The 12,949-nt window shown below is 71.6% G+C and carries 14 protein-coding genes and 1 rRNA gene; 11 read left to right on the top strand and 4 right to left on the bottom strand.

The annotated features are described in order from the left end of the window. Window positions 1-22: 22 nt before the first annotated feature. Window positions 23-140: ribosomal RNA gene (gene rrf, locus HMPREF9719_RS05455) — 5S ribosomal RNA — on the top strand. Between the two features lie 309 nt (window positions 141-449). On the opposite strand, the gene HMPREF9719_RS05450 is transcribed toward rrf, so the two are convergent. Beyond that, window positions 450-1,619 (bottom strand): ROK family transcriptional regulator, encoded by a 1,170-nt coding sequence (locus tag HMPREF9719_RS05450; RefSeq protein WP_004600979.1) that lies wholly within the window; start codon window positions 1,617-1,619, stop codon window positions 450-452. Window positions 1,620-1,816: 197 nt separating this feature from the next. Here HMPREF9719_RS05450 and HMPREF9719_RS09630 point away from each other — a divergent pair, with 197 nt between their 5' ends. The 5 genes from HMPREF9719_RS09630 to HMPREF9719_RS05425 all read left to right on the top strand — a co-directional run bounded on the left by HMPREF9719_RS09630 (window position 1,817) and on the right by HMPREF9719_RS05425 (window position 5,892). Further along, on the top strand, window positions 1,817-2,419 hold the full coding sequence (locus HMPREF9719_RS09630; RefSeq protein WP_004600978.1) for a hypothetical protein: 603 nt from the start codon (window positions 1,817-1,819) through the stop codon (window positions 2,417-2,419). A gap of 53 nt (window positions 2,420-2,472) precedes the next feature. Further along, the gene (locus tag HMPREF9719_RS05440; protein WP_004600977.1) at window positions 2,473-2,994 is read left to right on the top strand and encodes a flavin reductase family protein; all 522 of its coding nucleotides are present in this window, start codon (window positions 2,473-2,475) and stop codon (window positions 2,992-2,994) included. Window positions 2,995-3,049: 55 nt separating this feature from the next. Then, on the top strand, window positions 3,050-4,147 hold the full coding sequence (gene sfnG / locus HMPREF9719_RS05435) for a dimethylsulfone monooxygenase SfnG (protein WP_004600976.1): 1,098 nt from the start codon (window positions 3,050-3,052) through the stop codon (window positions 4,145-4,147). Continuing rightward, window positions 4,147-5,241: a hypothetical protein gene (locus tag HMPREF9719_RS05430; protein WP_004600975.1), complete on the top strand. Its 1,095-nt coding sequence runs from the start codon at window positions 4,147-4,149 to the stop codon at window positions 5,239-5,241. Before sfnG ends, HMPREF9719_RS05430 begins: the two co-directional genes overlap by 1 nt. 156 nt (window positions 5,242-5,397) lie before the next feature. Beyond that, window positions 5,398-5,892 carry a flavin reductase family protein gene (locus tag HMPREF9719_RS05425; RefSeq protein ID WP_004600974.1) on the top strand — a complete coding sequence of 165 codons (495 nt, stop codon included), beginning with the start codon at window positions 5,398-5,400 and terminating at the stop codon, window positions 5,890-5,892. Window positions 5,893-5,935: 43 nt separating this feature from the next. Here HMPREF9719_RS05425 and HMPREF9719_RS05420 read toward each other — a convergent pair whose 3' ends face one another. Further along, the gene (locus HMPREF9719_RS05420) at window positions 5,936-6,583 is read right to left on the bottom strand and encodes a DUF3239 domain-containing protein (RefSeq protein WP_004600973.1); all 648 of its coding nucleotides are present in this window, start codon (window positions 6,581-6,583) and stop codon (window positions 5,936-5,938) included. 116 nt (window positions 6,584-6,699) lie between these two features. Here HMPREF9719_RS05420 and HMPREF9719_RS05415 point away from each other — a divergent pair, with 116 nt between their 5' ends. Both HMPREF9719_RS05415 and HMPREF9719_RS05410 read left to right on the top strand, forming a co-directional pair. Further along, window positions 6,700-6,897 carry a hypothetical protein gene (locus tag HMPREF9719_RS05415; protein WP_174269523.1) on the top strand — a complete coding sequence of 66 codons (198 nt, stop codon included), beginning with the start codon at window positions 6,700-6,702 and terminating at the stop codon, window positions 6,895-6,897. 169 nt (window positions 6,898-7,066) lie between these two features. Continuing rightward, window positions 7,067-7,447: a cold-shock protein gene (locus HMPREF9719_RS05410; protein WP_004600971.1), complete on the top strand. Its 381-nt coding sequence runs from the start codon at window positions 7,067-7,069 to the stop codon at window positions 7,445-7,447. On the opposite strand, the gene HMPREF9719_RS05405 is transcribed toward HMPREF9719_RS05410, so the two are convergent. Together HMPREF9719_RS05405 and HMPREF9719_RS05400 are read right to left on the bottom strand one after the other, a co-directional pair. Next, window positions 7,448-8,020 (bottom strand): DUF2771 domain-containing protein, encoded by a 573-nt coding sequence (locus tag HMPREF9719_RS05405; RefSeq protein WP_004600970.1) that lies wholly within the window; start codon window positions 8,018-8,020, stop codon window positions 7,448-7,450. Window positions 8,021-8,030: 10 nt separating this feature from the next. Next, window positions 8,031-8,969, bottom strand: a complete 939-nt coding sequence (locus HMPREF9719_RS05400; protein WP_004600969.1) for a glutaminyl-peptide cyclotransferase — start codon at window positions 8,967-8,969, stop codon at window positions 8,031-8,033. A gap of 209 nt (window positions 8,970-9,178) precedes the next feature. Here HMPREF9719_RS05400 and HMPREF9719_RS05395 point away from each other — a divergent pair, with 209 nt between their 5' ends. The 3 genes from HMPREF9719_RS05395 to HMPREF9719_RS05385 all read left to right on the top strand — a co-directional run bounded on the left by HMPREF9719_RS05395 (window position 9,179) and on the right by HMPREF9719_RS05385 (window position 12,942). After that, a complete protein-coding gene (locus tag HMPREF9719_RS05395; RefSeq protein ID WP_004600968.1) occupies window positions 9,179-10,636 on the top strand; it encodes an NCS2 family permease in 1,458 nt (485 codons plus the stop codon). A gap of 31 nt (window positions 10,637-10,667) precedes the next feature. Continuing rightward, the gene (locus tag HMPREF9719_RS05390) at window positions 10,668-11,525 is read left to right on the top strand and encodes a TrmH family RNA methyltransferase (protein ID WP_004600967.1); all 858 of its coding nucleotides are present in this window, start codon (window positions 10,668-10,670) and stop codon (window positions 11,523-11,525) included. Between the two features lie 196 nt (window positions 11,526-11,721). Next, on the top strand, window positions 11,722-12,942 hold the full coding sequence (locus HMPREF9719_RS05385; RefSeq protein ID WP_004600966.1) for an NAD(P)/FAD-dependent oxidoreductase: 1,221 nt from the start codon (window positions 11,722-11,724) through the stop codon (window positions 12,940-12,942). The last annotated feature ends 7 nt before the right edge of the window (window positions 12,943-12,949 follow it).

The following is a 12,949-nucleotide window of genomic DNA, read 5'->3' as shown; positions in this document are numbered from 1 at the left end:
GTGGTGTTGTGTTGTGGTTTGTGTTGGTGGTTGATGGTGGTGGGGGTCCGCCCGGTTCCGTTCCGATCCCGGTAGCTAAGCCCATTCACGCTGATGGTACTGCACCTGGTGGGGTGTGGGAGAGTAGGTTACCGCCAACACGTTATTGTTGAATATGTGGGGTGTGGGGTGCACTGAGCCTGGCCGTTTGTGGTCTTAGGCTGGTGCACCCCACACCCTTTTTGTGTATCTAGATCCGTGGTCGAGTTGTTGCCTGAGCTCTTGGACGATACCAAGCTCCCGCTTGCCCTCTTCGGCAGCATTTATACGGCCCGCCAACTCGGTGTGACGCTCGCCGTGGTGGTCGGCGGGCCCCGGACTCGACGACTTCGGCTTCGCTTTGGCCTATAGACAGCACTTAGCCCGCTCACGCAGTCGGTGAGCGGGCGTTGCTCGTCTTTGGAAATTGCTTAACGCAGGGGAGCGTTCCACAGGCCGTTGAGCGCGGCCTGCGCTGCAGCCGACGTGAGCACGCCGCGCGGCTCCGGCTGCAGGCGCAGGGAGGGCCTGCGGGCGACACTGTTCTTGAGGGTCTCGGCGACGATCCGGGGCGCGAGTCGGTCGATGGTAAACGCCTCGCCCGCGAGCACAATGCTCGTCGGTCCTACGATGTCTGCCGCCAGCGCGACCGTCTGGGCCAACAGGTGAGCCCGGGCGTCGAGGATCCCCCTGGCGCGCTCGTTCCTGATCCCGATCGCTGCGAGCTGCGCGAAGTTCTGCACCTGGATGCCCTCGCGCTGCGCGGCGTGCACGACGTTGGAATTGCCCAAGGGGTGGCCGACCCCGACCTCGGCGGTGTCGAAGATGCTGCCCTTGCTTACGCGCTCAAACGCCAGGGGGAGGCCGCCCGAGGCGGGCTCGTGGACGGTGCCGTGAACGATCCATGCGTGCGCGACGAGCTCGCGGGCGTAGAAGTAGAGGGTTGCGCCCTTGTCGGGCTTCGCGGCGTCGAGCGGCCTGTTGAGGAGCTCGTGGCCGGCCATGGCTGCCACCCCGGAGGAGATCTGCACCGGGACGCCGAGGTAGTGGGTGAGCACCTCTGCGACAGGGACGTCGCGCCAGTTGTAGGCCGGCTCGGTGACAGTGCCGTCGTCGTCGACGTGCGCCGAGAGCGCCACCCCGACGTGCGGGGTCTCGGTGTCCGCCCAGCGGGTCGCCGCGCGCAGCTCGTAGGCGATGGCCTCGAGCGCCTCGTAGGGGTCCGTCTCCCCGACGTCGAGGCGCAACTCGCGGTTGTGGCTAATCCGGCCAGAGACGTCGGCGCTGACGATGTGGCTACGGTGAAGGCCGATGTGCGCCCCAACCGCGACGGTGCCCCCGGTGGTGCGCAGCAGGCTGCCCGGTCGCCCGGGCGCGTCCCGGCGGTCGGTGGCGGCGCTAATCTGCTCGACGAGGCCCGCCTCGCGCAGGCTCGTGACGTAGCGGGCCACCGCCGCCTGCGAATAGCCCAGGGTGTCCTGGAGCTCGCGGCGGGTGGTGGGCTGGGTAATGCGGATCTGCTGCAGAACGCGCGCCGCAGGCTCCGAGGGAACGCTGTAGTCGGCGATCTGGCTACTGGGTAGGGCAACTGTCTGCGTCATGCCTCGTGAGTGTAGACAGAACGCTCGGTCTATAGAAGTTTTTCGACGTTTTATATGCGTTCCCTGTGTATAGCCGGCTGTGGTGGCGTGTGCACGGTCGGCTCGGGCGGATGTCCAGCTCGCGTGGGGTGGCGACGTTTTTGCTGCGCTGGATAGATCGATTGTTGCCATATAGACGGAGTGGTCTACTGACGCCCATGGCACAGGGACATCTTCGACTCATCTGGGGGCTCGACGCGGGCCCCGACCCGACCAGCAGGGGCGCCGGCAGTGCGGCGCGCCGCGAGCCCACGGGGCAGTACCTCGCGCAGGTGGCCGTCGCTGCCGAGCTCGCGGGGTTTACGGCCGTCGCGCTGCGGCCCTCGCAGGAGTGGCGGAATCTGGCGGTCCTCGTCGATCGCATCCTCGCCGAGACCAGTGAGATCGAGGTCCTCGTGCCATCGGGCACCGAGCTTCCGTTCGTCCTCCCCGAGGACCGCGTTGCCGCCTGGGAGGACGACGCCCCGCGCGCCCGGGTCGTGGCTCGCGAGAGTGAGGCGAAGGCCAAGGCGGCCGCCACCGCGGCCCGCGACGGGGAGGCCCTCGTCGTCGGCTCCTACGGGGACGTCGCCCGCGAGCTCGCCGGCCTGGCGTCCGCGGCCGAGGACCTCGTCGTCACGGGCTCCCCGCAGCTCGAGGAGTCGTGGCGACTCGGGGAGAGCCTACCGGGGCTGCTCGCCCGCGAGGGCGTGCCCGTGCTCCGCCGCGAGCCCGAGGACGCCGGCGGGCCGGCGCGCGTGCCCTTCGTCGGGAACGTCTAGCCCGTACTCGCGCCGCCCCACACACGACAAGCCCAAGGAGGATTCACGCACGCATGAGTACCGCATTCGCCTCTCCCGCGGCCATTAGGCCGAAGTCCGATCACTGGCTCGCGCGCCTCGGCGGGGAGACCATCATGCGCCAGGTGCCGACGCCCGTCGTCGCCGTCGGCGCGCTTGTCGACGGCAAGCCGGTCGGCATGGTCGTCGGCTCCTTCGTAGTCGTCAGCTTCGACCCCACCGTCGTGAGTCTCTCGGCGAAGCTCACGTCGGGGACGTGGCCGCTGCTGCGCGACGCGGAGCGCATCGGGCTCTCGGTCCTCACCGACGAGCACGCCGACAAGGTCCGCCAGCTCGCCGGGCCGCGCGAGCGCCGCTTCGACGGGATCGACTGGGAGTCGGACGGCTCGGCCGTGCTGATCAGCGACGCGAGCGTCCAGCTCGCCGGGGAGATCTCCGATATCCGCGCGGTCGGCGACCACGACCTGGCGCTCATCGAGCCGGACGTGGTGCGCGACAACCCCGGCGCCGCGCCCCTCGTCTACTACCGCTCCCACCTCGACGCCGTCCGGGGATAGCCCGGGCGCGCACCGTTTCTTCTAACCCACAGCGAAAGGCAACTTAGGACTAGCCATGAGCACGCACAACACCGCCGATCGGATCGCGTTCGGCTACTGGGTCCCCAACGTCTCGGGCGGCCTGGTGACCTCCACGGTCGAGCAGCGCACCGACTGGGGCATCGATTACAACGTCCAGCTGGCCCGCCACGCGGAGGAGGCCGGATTCGACTACGCGCTGAGCCAGGTCCGCTACCTCGGCTCGTACGGCGCCTCCGAGCAGCACGAGTCGGTGAGCTTCTCCCTGGCTCTTCTCGCCGCCACCACCAAGCTCAACGTCATCGCCGCGGTCCACCCGGGCCTGTGGCAGCCGGGGGTGCTCTCCAACCTCGCGGCGACCGCCAGCGAGATCTACGACGGCCGCTTCGCGCTCAATGTCGTCTCCGGGTGGCTCAAGGACGAGTTCCGCGCGCTCGGCGAGCCGTGGCTCGAGCACGACGAGCGCTACCGGCGCACCAAGGAGTTCGTCGAGGTGATCCGGCGACTCTCCAGCGGGGAGGAGACGACCTTCCGCGGCGACTTCTACCGGATCCACGACTACGCCCTGCACCCGGCGACGAAGAGCCCGCCGGAGATCTTCCATGGCGGCAGCTCGACCGCGGCCCGCGACTCCGCGGCCGCGAACGCCGACTGGTTCCTCACCAACGGCGCCCCGCCCGAGGAGCTCAAGGAGCAGATCGCCGAGGTGCGCGCCAAGGCCGAGAAGTACGGCCGCGAGGTCAAGGTCGGCGTCAACGCGTTCGCCATCGTCGCGGACTCCGACGAGGAGGCCGAGCGGCGCCTCCGCGAGATCGTCGAGAACGCCGACACAGCCGCGGTGAAGGACTTCCAGGACTCGGTGCAGCAGGCCGGCGCCTCGACGAAGGACGGCAAGGGGATGTGGGCCAACTCGAGCTTCGAGGACCTCGTCCAGTACAACGACGGGTTCCGCACGGGGCTCATCGGCACGCCCGAGAAGATCCGCGCCCGCATCGAGGAGCTCCGCGAGGTCGGCGTCGACCTCGTGCTGCTTGGCTTCCTCCACATCGACGAGGAGGTGCAGCGCTTCGGCCGCGAGGTCATCCCCGGCGTCCGCGAGACCGAGGCGGGCCTGGCGGAGAAGGCCACGGCCTAATGGAGATCGCCGCGAGGATCAAGGAGGTCACCGCCGGGCTGTGTCCGGGCCAGACCGACGACGAGCGCGCCGCCGCCGTCGCCGAGGCCGTCGACCGGCTGAAAGGCTCGGGGCTGCTGGCCGCGCACGTGCCCGCCTCGCTCAGCGGCGCGGGGCTTTCCGCCGGGGGAGTGGCGGAGATCCTGCGGGGCCTGGCGCGCCGCGACGGCTCGCTCGCGCAGATCCCGCAGAGCCACTTCACCTTCACCCGCTGGCTCGTCGACCCCGCGCTCGATAGCCCCAGCGCCGAGTGGGCCGGGCGCCTCGTCGGCGGGACGCTGGTGGCCAACGCCCAGGCCGAGGGCCCCGAGCCGGTCGTCTTTCAGGGCGGCCGGCTCTCCGGCGTGAAGCGCTGGGCCTCGGGCAGCCCGTACGCGGACGTGCTCGCCGTGACGGCGCGCCGCCCGGGCGAGGCGGCGCAGAGCCTTGCTGCGTTCGTGCCCGCCGACCGCGCCGGCGTCGAGGTCGCCGACGACTTCGCCGCCGTCGGGCAGAGCTTCACCGGCTCCGGCACGGTGCGCCTCGACGGCGTGGCCGTCGCCGAGGGTGAGGTCCGCGAGTTCGCCGACGCGATCGCGCTGCCCGCCTACGGGGCGACCGCGCAGCTCTACCACGCCGCGATCGACGTCGGGCTCGCCGAGCAGGCGTTCTACCGCGCCGTGGAGCTCGCCGGGACGCCCGACCCGGACGACCTCACCGCGCGGCTCGCGGGCGAGCTGAGCTCGACGCTGTGGGCGGCGACGAGCTCCCTTGCGGCCGCCGCCGCGGCCGTGGACGCGCTGTGGGGCAGCCGCGGCGCGCCCACCGCGAAGCGCGTGGCCGCCTCGCTCGCGGTCGCGCGAGCGCGGAGCGTGGCCGCCGAGGCCGCACTCGAGATCACCGCCGGCGCGTTCGACCTCACCGGGACGAGGGGCACCGCGCCGGGCGCGGGGCTGGACCGGGCGTGGCGCGACGCGCGCACCCACACGCTGCACGGCCGCCGCCGGGAGAAGCTCGCCCAGATCGGCCGCGCCGTGCTCGGCGGGCCCGTCGAGCCGCAGGGGCCGCAGTTCTAGCCCCGCCGCCCGGGCGCGCCCGCCCGGCGGGCCCTTTTCATGCGCGCGCCCGGGGAGGTGGCGCCCGCCACCGTGTTCCCGCGCCCGAAACCGTGGTAAACCTGCCCGAAAGGACAGGAAGGCACATTCGAGGCGTTGAGGAATCGTGAAGGAGAGATGACGGAGTCTTCAGGCCAGTCCCGCAAGCCCGCGAGCGGCGAGGAGGTCATGCACCACATCCCGACCCCGGTCGTCGCGGTGGGCGCGCTCGTCGACGGCGAGCCGATCGGGATGGTCGTCGGGTCGTTCGTCGTCGTGAGCTTCGACCCCACGGTCGTGAGCTTCAGCGTCAAGCGCTCGTCGACGACGTGGCCGATCCTCGAGCGCGCCGAGCGGGTGGGGCTCTCCGTACTCACGGAGAGCCACGAGGCCCAGGTGCGCCAGCTCGCCGGCCCGCGGGAGCGGCGTTTCGACGGGGTCGAATGGTCAAGCGACGGCGAGGCGGTGCTCCTCGGCGGGGCGAGCGCGCACCTCGCGGGGAAGATCACCCGGCAGCACGACGTCGGCGACCACGTCGTCGTGCTCGTTGAGCCGGACCTCTCCCGGCAGGTGCCGGGGGCCGCGCCGCTGGTGTACTACCGCTCGCGCTTCGACCCGGTCCAGGCGCCCTAAGGCCCGGGCGGACCCGCCGCCTTTCGGGGCAGGGGCGGGGCTCCTAGAGCGTGAGCAGGTCGTTGCGGGTGTCCTGCACCTCGCTCAAGCGGTGCTTGTTCTGGTTGAGCTTGCGCCACTGCTCGTCGGGGATGGCGCGGATCGCGGCGGCGACGACGTCGCCGTCGGGGGTGCCCCACGCGATCGGCATGGGGGTGACCTCCAGCCACTGGGACTGGTCGCGCACGCCGCGCCGGCCGTAGACCGCGGCGACCGGCACCCGCTCGCCCTTGACGCCGCGGTGGCCCTCGATGCGGGTGACGGTGCGCAGCGCGAGCGCCCACGTGGGCTCCCGGTCGGGGTCGACGTTGGTGTTGACGAGCGCCATGAGCACGACGTCGCGGGCGTTGACCTCCGCGACGATCGCGGGCGCGAGCGGGTAGCTCGCGTACAGCTCGGCGGGGGAGCCGACCTTGCGCGGCACGACGATGCCGACCGCGACGAACGCGACCGCCATCGCGGCGAGCACCCCCGCGAGGATCCACGCCGCGGCCGGGGTGTCGATGAACGCCACCGCCGCGACCGCGCCGGCGACGAACAGCGCGGCGAGGAGGAACGCGCTCAGCCGCACGCGCCTCGTGTCGCGCAACAGCTCGTTGTTCTTGCGCGCGTAGGCCTCGTCGACGTCGAAGCGGAACACCTTCATGGCCATAGGGGGCGGGTCACCTCAAGTCTCGTCAGCTCGCCGGGTGCGGGGTTCGCGAGGGCTACTCTATCGCGCCCGGGGATGGCTACCGCCGGGGCGGGGATTCTGGCATGATGGGAACCATGGCGAGCAAAGAGACGCAAGGGTATGTCGACCCCGCGTGGCCCAAGGAGGTCTACGGCGGCGGTCACGCGGTGACGGAGCTGGAGTCCTTCCTGGCGGGCGCGTCGAGCCCGTTCGGGGACGACCTCGTCCTCCCGCGCCCCTCCGAGGATCTGGGGTACGTGCACCCCTACACGCGGATCAACAAGGAGGGCTAGCCGCCGACAACGACGGTCACTTCGGCCCCGCCGCTCGGATCCCCGAGCGAGGCCCGGGCCCCGCGGCGAGGAGCGCCGCGGGGCCTTTTTCGTCTCTTCGCACCCGCGCGCCGGCCGCAACAGCCGGCCGCCCAGGCTTCCGAAATGGTGAAGTGAAAGGAGAACAACCATGCCGCGTGGAAAGGTCAAGTGGTACGACGCGGACAAGGGCTTCGGCTTCGCGTCGAACCCCGGCTTCGAGGACGTCTACATCGGCAAGCAGGTGCTGCCCGAGGGCGTCGACGAGCTCTTCCCGGGCCAGCGCGTCGAGTTCGACTTCGCGTCGGGCCGCCGCGGCCCGCAGGCGCTCCGGCTCGCGGTGCTCGACAAGCCGCGGACCCCGCACCACAAGCACTCCCCGGAGGAGCTCAACAGCATGATCGAGGACGTCGTGAGGCTCCTCGAGGGCGGCGTGCAGTCCCAGCTGCGTAACGGGCGCTTCCCGGGCCGCAAGGAGGGCGAGCAGGTCGCCGAGATCCTCCGCGCGATCGCCGCGGAGCTCGACCGCTAGCTACTCGTCCGCGCCCTCCTCGTCGGCCCACGCCTCCTCGAGGTCGACCTCGTCGTTGCCGATCGACCAGATCGTCGAGTACGGCGTCTCCTCGCCGTCGTCGTCGGTGCCGATCATCACCGAGGAGATCTCCACGACCGCGAGGCGGGGGCGCGGGACGCCGTGCTCCTCCGGGTCGACGGAGCCGGGGAGGGTGATCTCGTCGTCGTGGTTGCCGGGGAAGACGCGCTCGTCGTTGGCCCGCGGGTCGTCGTAGAGGGTGAGCAGCTTCCACTCGTGGTCCGCGACCGAGCGCGGCAGCGAGATGGTGAGCTCGTCCGTCGCGGACAGGGAGACGCGCTCCGGCTCGCCCTCGGGGCACTCGCTGCCCGGGGCGCACGCCAGGTAGGGCAGCACCTCGCGCTCCTCGTCGCCCCAGGAGATCGTCAGGGCGACGCTGCCGGGGTCGGGCTCGGTCCGGCTGTTGAGCCACTGGCGCACCCCGTAGCCGGCGGCGATGGCCACCGCGACGAGCACGACGAGGGCGAGGACCTGCAGCGCCGCGCGGCGGCGCTTCTCCTTCGGGGTTGCCATGCCGCTTAGCCTATCGGCCCGCGCCCGCTGGGCGTGAGGCCGTCTCCCGCTCGGCGGCGGGGACGAACTCCACCTCGTAGAGCACCGGCCACTTCTTCCCCGACAACAGGAAGCGCCCGGTGCCGGGGACGTGGGCGATGCCGTTGAGCACGTGGTCGGGGTCCTCGCCCGCGGCCGGGGTGCCGGCGGCGAGCTCCGCCGCGTCGACCGTGGCGAGCACCTCGCCGGTGGCCGGGTCGAGGCCGAGGATCTCGTCGGTGGGGAAGACGTTCGCCCACACCACCGAGTCCGCGTCCCCGCCGGCGGGGTCGGCGCCCTCGCCGGTGGCGCAGTCGAGCTCGTTGAGCCCGTCGACGCCCGCCGGGGCGCTCACCCGGCCGAGCTCCCCGAAAGTCTCGGGGTCGCGGCGGATGAGGTCTCCTGTGCCCTCCGACTGGTAGAGCACCCCGCCGGGCTCCTCGCCCAACGGGTCCTCGGGGAAGAAGCACAGGCCCCAGCCCTCGCCGGGGATCTCGTGGCGGGCGCGCTCGTTAAGCGTCTCGGAGTCGCGCTCGACGACGACGCCTTCGCGCCACGTCAGCTGCCAGACGGTGTCGCCGACGCGCGCGACGCCCTCGCCGAAGAGGTCGTCGTCGAGCTCGGCGCTCTCTAACTCCTCCCCGTCGGGGGCGCGGCGGTAGACGCGCGACTCGCCTTCTCTCCCTGTGCCGACGAGCAGCGTGCCACCCTCCTCGAGCTCGAGGCCCTGGGTGAACGAGTCCGCGTCGAACGGGTGGGTGTCGTGCACCTCGACGGCGAGGCTCGCGGGGTCCGGGTCCGCGCCCGGCCTGGCCGTCGCCCCGCCGGTCGTGGGGGCGGCGTCGCCGCCCGGGCCGGCGCAGCCCGCCGCGAGCGCGGCCGCCCCGGCGAGCGCGGCGAGCCCGACTGCCCTGCGCGCGTGGTTGCTCATGCCACCATCTTGCCGCCCCGGTTCAGGCGGGTTGCCTCCCGGGGGTGCGGCGGGCACGCTTAGTATTCGCCTCGCCCGCGCGGGCGGGCACGCGCGCCGGGCGAACCCACGGCGGCCTTCTTATTTTTGAGGGCCCCGTCGCCGCGGGGCGCGGCGAATCGGGCCGGCGGCGCGCCGGCGCAGCGAGAAGCAAAGGGGACGACTCGGCTATGGCGAGTGGCGATACGGGCGGGGCGACCGCCGAGGCGCGTGCGGGCGGTCTGGACCGCTTCTTCTCGATCAGCGCGCGCGGCTCGAGCGTGCGCACGGAGCTGCGCGCCGGGGTCGTCGCGTTCTTCGCGATGGCCTATATCGTCATCCTCAACCCGCTCATCCTCGGCGACATCCCCGACGCGAACGGCGACGTGCTCGAGCCAGCGCAGGTCGCGGCGGTCACGGCGCTCGCCGCGGGCGTCATGTCGATTGCGTTCGGGCTGGTGGCGCGCTTCCCGTTCGGGATCGCCACGGGCCTGAGCATCAACACGCTTGTCGCGGTGACCCTCGTCGCGGGCGAGGGGCTCACGTGGCCCGAGGCGATGGGGCTCGTCGTCGTCGAGGGTGTGGTGATCGTCGTGCTCGCCGTGACGGGCTTTAGGGAGGCGGTGTTCAACGCGATCCCGGCCTCGCTGAAGTCCGCGATCGGTGTGGGCATCGGCCTGTTCATCACGCTCATCGGGCTCGTCGACGCGGGCTTCGTCACGCGCGTGCCTGACGACGCGGAGACCACCGTGCCGGTGCAGCTCGGCGACGCGGGCTCGATCGCGTCGTGGCCGACGGTGACGTTCCTCATCGGGCTGGTGATCTGCGGGGTGCTCGTCGTGCGCCAGGTGCGCGGCGGGCTGTTCATCGGGGTCGTCGCGACGACGATCGTCGCCCTTATCGTCGAGCAGCTCACCGGCACGAGCGAGCGCGAGGGCAGCGAGTGGTCCTTCGGTGTGCCGGAGCTGCCCGACTCGCTCGGCGGGGTGCCGGATCTCTCCCTGGTGGGCAACGTCGACCTCTTCGGGGCGTTTAGCCGCATCGGCGCGTTCACCGCGGCGATGCTCATCTTCACGCTCGTGCTCGCGAACTTCTTCGACGCGATGGGCACGATGACCGCGCTCGGCAAGCAGGCCGGCCTCGTCGACGAGCAGGGCCGCCTGCCGAACCTGCGCCGCGCGCTCGTCGTCGAGGGCGCGGGCGCCATCGTCGGCGGCGTGACCTCGTCGTCGTCGAACACCGTGTTCGCGGACTCCGCTGCGGGCATCGGCGACGGGGCGCGCACGGGGCTCTCCACGATCGTCACGGGGCTGCTGTTCATCGCCGCGATGTTCTTCACCCCGCTCTACGAGATCGTCCCCATCGAGGCGGCCGCCCCGGTGCTCGTCGTCGTGGGCTGCCTGATGATCGGCCAGATCGGCGACATCGACTTCTCCCGCCTCGAGGTCGCCCTGCCGGCGTTCCTCACCATCGTCGTCATGCCGTTTACCTACTCGATCGCCAACGGCATCGGCGTGGGCTTCATCGCGCACACCGTCGTGCTCGTCGCGGCGGGCAAGGCGCGGCGCATCCACTGGATCATGTGGCTCGTCTCCGCGCTGTTCGTCGTGTACTTCGCCGCCGAGCCCATCGTCGAGGCGCTCGGCTAGCCGGGATCGCCGCGGCTAGCATGGCGGGGTGATGAACGAGAAGCAGGCGACGACCATCCTCGTCAGCGACCCCGAGGACCCGCGGCTCGACGATTTTCGCGACCTCAACCACTCCGACTCGCGCCCCGACCTGCCCGGCGGGAAGGGGCTCGTCGTCGCCGAGGGGCCGCTCGTCGTCGGCCGGCTCTTGGAGTCGCGCTTCCCCGTGCGCGCCATCGTCGGCTTCGGCAACCGGCTCGAGTCCTTCCTCGCCGAGACACCCGTGCCCGAGGACGTGCCCGTCTACGAGGTGACCCGCGAGACCTTGCGGCAGGTCGCGGGCTTCGACATGCACCGCGGGCTGCTCGCCGCGGCGGACCGCGCGGGCGAGCTCTCCGTCGAGGAGGTCACCGAAGGGGCCCGCACCCTCGTCGTCTTAGAAGGCGTCGGCGACCACGAGAACATCGGCGCGCTGTTCCGCAGCGCCGCGGGCCTCGGGGTCGACGGGGTGCTCTTCGGCAGCGGCTGCGCCGACCCGCTCTACCGGCGCTCCGTGCGCGTGTCCATGGGTCACGTGCTGCGCGTGCCTTTCGCCCGCCTCGAGGGCGGCTATACGACGTGGCAGCGCGGCCTCGAGGCGCTCCACGACGAGGGCTTCCGCACCGTCTCGCTCACCCCAGACGAGAACGCCGCCCACGTTGCCGACGCCGTGCTCGGCCCCGACGGAAAGCCGGTCGAGCGGCTCGCGCTGCTCGTCGGCGCCGAGGGCCCGGGGCTCACCGAGCACGCTATGCGCGCCACCCACGTGCGCGCCCGCATCCCCATGGCGCCGGGCACCGACTCCCTCAACGTCGCCACCTCCGCGGCGGTCGCGCTCTACGAGCGCCAGCGCAGCCTCCGCGCCGAGTAGGCCCCTCCGCCCGCCTGGCCCTGAGGCGGGCCGTCAGCCACCCCCGCGCCCAAGAAACTCCGCTCGCCGACGCGCCGGCCCGGCCTATGGTGGGGTTAACGCCCCACTCGGTTACGGGGCCGATAGGGATGACGACCACGACGAACGCTTGATCATCGACGTCGTTTCTAAAAAAACCGCGAAGGAGGCAGGCGACATGGCAGAGATTCGCGACCGGTACGACTACGTCATCGTCGGCGGGGGAGTCGCCGCCGACAAGGCAGCCCGGGCGATCCGCAAGCGCGACGAGGACGCCTCGATCGCGATCTTCAGCGACGAGGCCGACGAGCCCGTCTACCGCCCGGAGCTCTCCAAGGGGCTGTGGTTCGGCGACGACCCCGACCCCGCCTCGCAGGCGCTCGGCACTGCTGCCGACACCGGCGCGGAGTTCCACGCCGAGACGAAGGTGACCGCCCTTCGCCCCGACGACCACGAGATTGAGGCGGGCGGCGCCACCGTCGGCTACGGCAAGCTCCTGCTCGCCACCGGCGCGGGGCCTAAGACCGCACCCGGCGACTCGAAGAGGGTGCTCTACCTGCGCAACGTCGCCGACTACCGGCGCCTGCGCGAGGCCGCCGGCGAGGCCAAGCACATCGGGGTCGTCGGCGGCGGGTTCATCGCCGGCGAGGTCGCCGCCGCGCTGAGCACCGAGGACCTCGACGTCACGCTGCTCCACCCCGGCGAGCGGGCGCTCGGCGGGCTGTTCCCCGCCTCGATCTCGAAGGTGGTGGAGAAGGACTTCGCCGACCACGGCGTGGCCCTCAAGTCGGGCTTTAGGCTCAAGGAGGCCGCCGACGACGGCGACCACGTCGTCGCCCGCGGCGCGGACGGCGAGGAGCACCGCTTCGACTACCTCGTCGCGGGGCTCGGCGCCACGCTCAACACGAAGCTCGCCCGCGAGGCCGGCCTCGAGCTCGAGGGCGGCGGCGTCGCCGTCGACGAGAGCCTGCAGACCTCCGCGCCTGACGTCTACGCCGCCGGCGACATCGCGACGTTCACCGACCCCGTCTTCGGGCGGCGCGGCGTCGCTCACCAGGACAACGCCGAGAAGGGAGGCACCGCCGCAGGAAGCGCGATGACCGGGGAGGACACCGTCTACGAGCGCACCCCGATGTTCTTCGCCGACCTCTTCGACAACGGCTACGAGGCCGTCGGGCGCACGGACACGAGGCTCCACGTCATCGAGCGGTGGAACGACGAGCGCACCGCCGCGGTCGTCTTCTACACCCACGGCGACGGTGAGCGCCTCCTCGTCGACGGGGTGCTCACGTGGAACACCTTCGGCAAGCGCAAGAAGGCCGCGGAGCTCGCCCGCCGCTCCCAGGTCGAGGACCTCGGCGAGGAGGACATCCTCGCCGCCATCGAGCCCGCCGGCTAACGAACGA

This window comes from Corynebacterium otitidis ATCC 51513 (genome assembly GCF_000296405.1).
Taxonomy (GTDB): domain Bacteria; phylum Actinomycetota; class Actinomycetes; order Mycobacteriales; family Mycobacteriaceae; genus Corynebacterium; species Corynebacterium otitidis.
This window is presented reverse-complemented; position numbering and strand designations above follow the sequence as displayed.

Coding starts and splice junctions, on each gene's coding strand:
- HMPREF9719_RS05450 (WP_004600979.1), bottom strand. CDS start 1,619: ATGACGCAGACAGTTGCCCTACCCAGTAGCCAGATCGCCGACTACAGC.
- HMPREF9719_RS09630 (WP_004600978.1), top strand. CDS start 1,817: ATGGCACAGGGACATCTTCGACTCATCTGGGGGCTCGACGCGGGCCCC.
- HMPREF9719_RS05440 (WP_004600977.1), top strand. CDS start 2,473: ATGAGTACCGCATTCGCCTCTCCCGCGGCCATTAGGCCGAAGTCCGAT.
- sfnG (WP_004600976.1), top strand. CDS start 3,050: ATGAGCACGCACAACACCGCCGATCGGATCGCGTTCGGCTACTGGGTC.
- HMPREF9719_RS05430 (WP_004600975.1), top strand. CDS start 4,147: ATGGAGATCGCCGCGAGGATCAAGGAGGTCACCGCCGGGCTGTGTCCG.
- HMPREF9719_RS05425 (WP_004600974.1), top strand. CDS start 5,398: ATGACGGAGTCTTCAGGCCAGTCCCGCAAGCCCGCGAGCGGCGAGGAG.
- HMPREF9719_RS05420 (WP_004600973.1), bottom strand. CDS start 6,583: ATGGCCATGAAGGTGTTCCGCTTCGACGTCGACGAGGCCTACGCGCGC.
- HMPREF9719_RS05415 (WP_174269523.1), top strand. CDS start 6,700: ATGGCGAGCAAAGAGACGCAAGGGTATGTCGACCCCGCGTGGCCCAAG.
- HMPREF9719_RS05410 (WP_004600971.1), top strand. CDS start 7,067: ATGCCGCGTGGAAAGGTCAAGTGGTACGACGCGGACAAGGGCTTCGGC.
- HMPREF9719_RS05405 (WP_004600970.1), bottom strand. CDS start 8,020: ATGGCAACCCCGAAGGAGAAGCGCCGCCGCGCGGCGCTGCAGGTCCTC.
- HMPREF9719_RS05400 (WP_004600969.1), bottom strand. CDS start 8,969: ATGAGCAACCACGCGCGCAGGGCAGTCGGGCTCGCCGCGCTCGCCGGG.
- HMPREF9719_RS05395 (WP_004600968.1), top strand. CDS start 9,179: ATGGCGAGTGGCGATACGGGCGGGGCGACCGCCGAGGCGCGTGCGGGC.
- HMPREF9719_RS05390 (WP_004600967.1), top strand. CDS start 10,668: ATGAACGAGAAGCAGGCGACGACCATCCTCGTCAGCGACCCCGAGGAC.
- HMPREF9719_RS05385 (WP_004600966.1), top strand. CDS start 11,722: ATGGCAGAGATTCGCGACCGGTACGACTACGTCATCGTCGGCGGGGGA.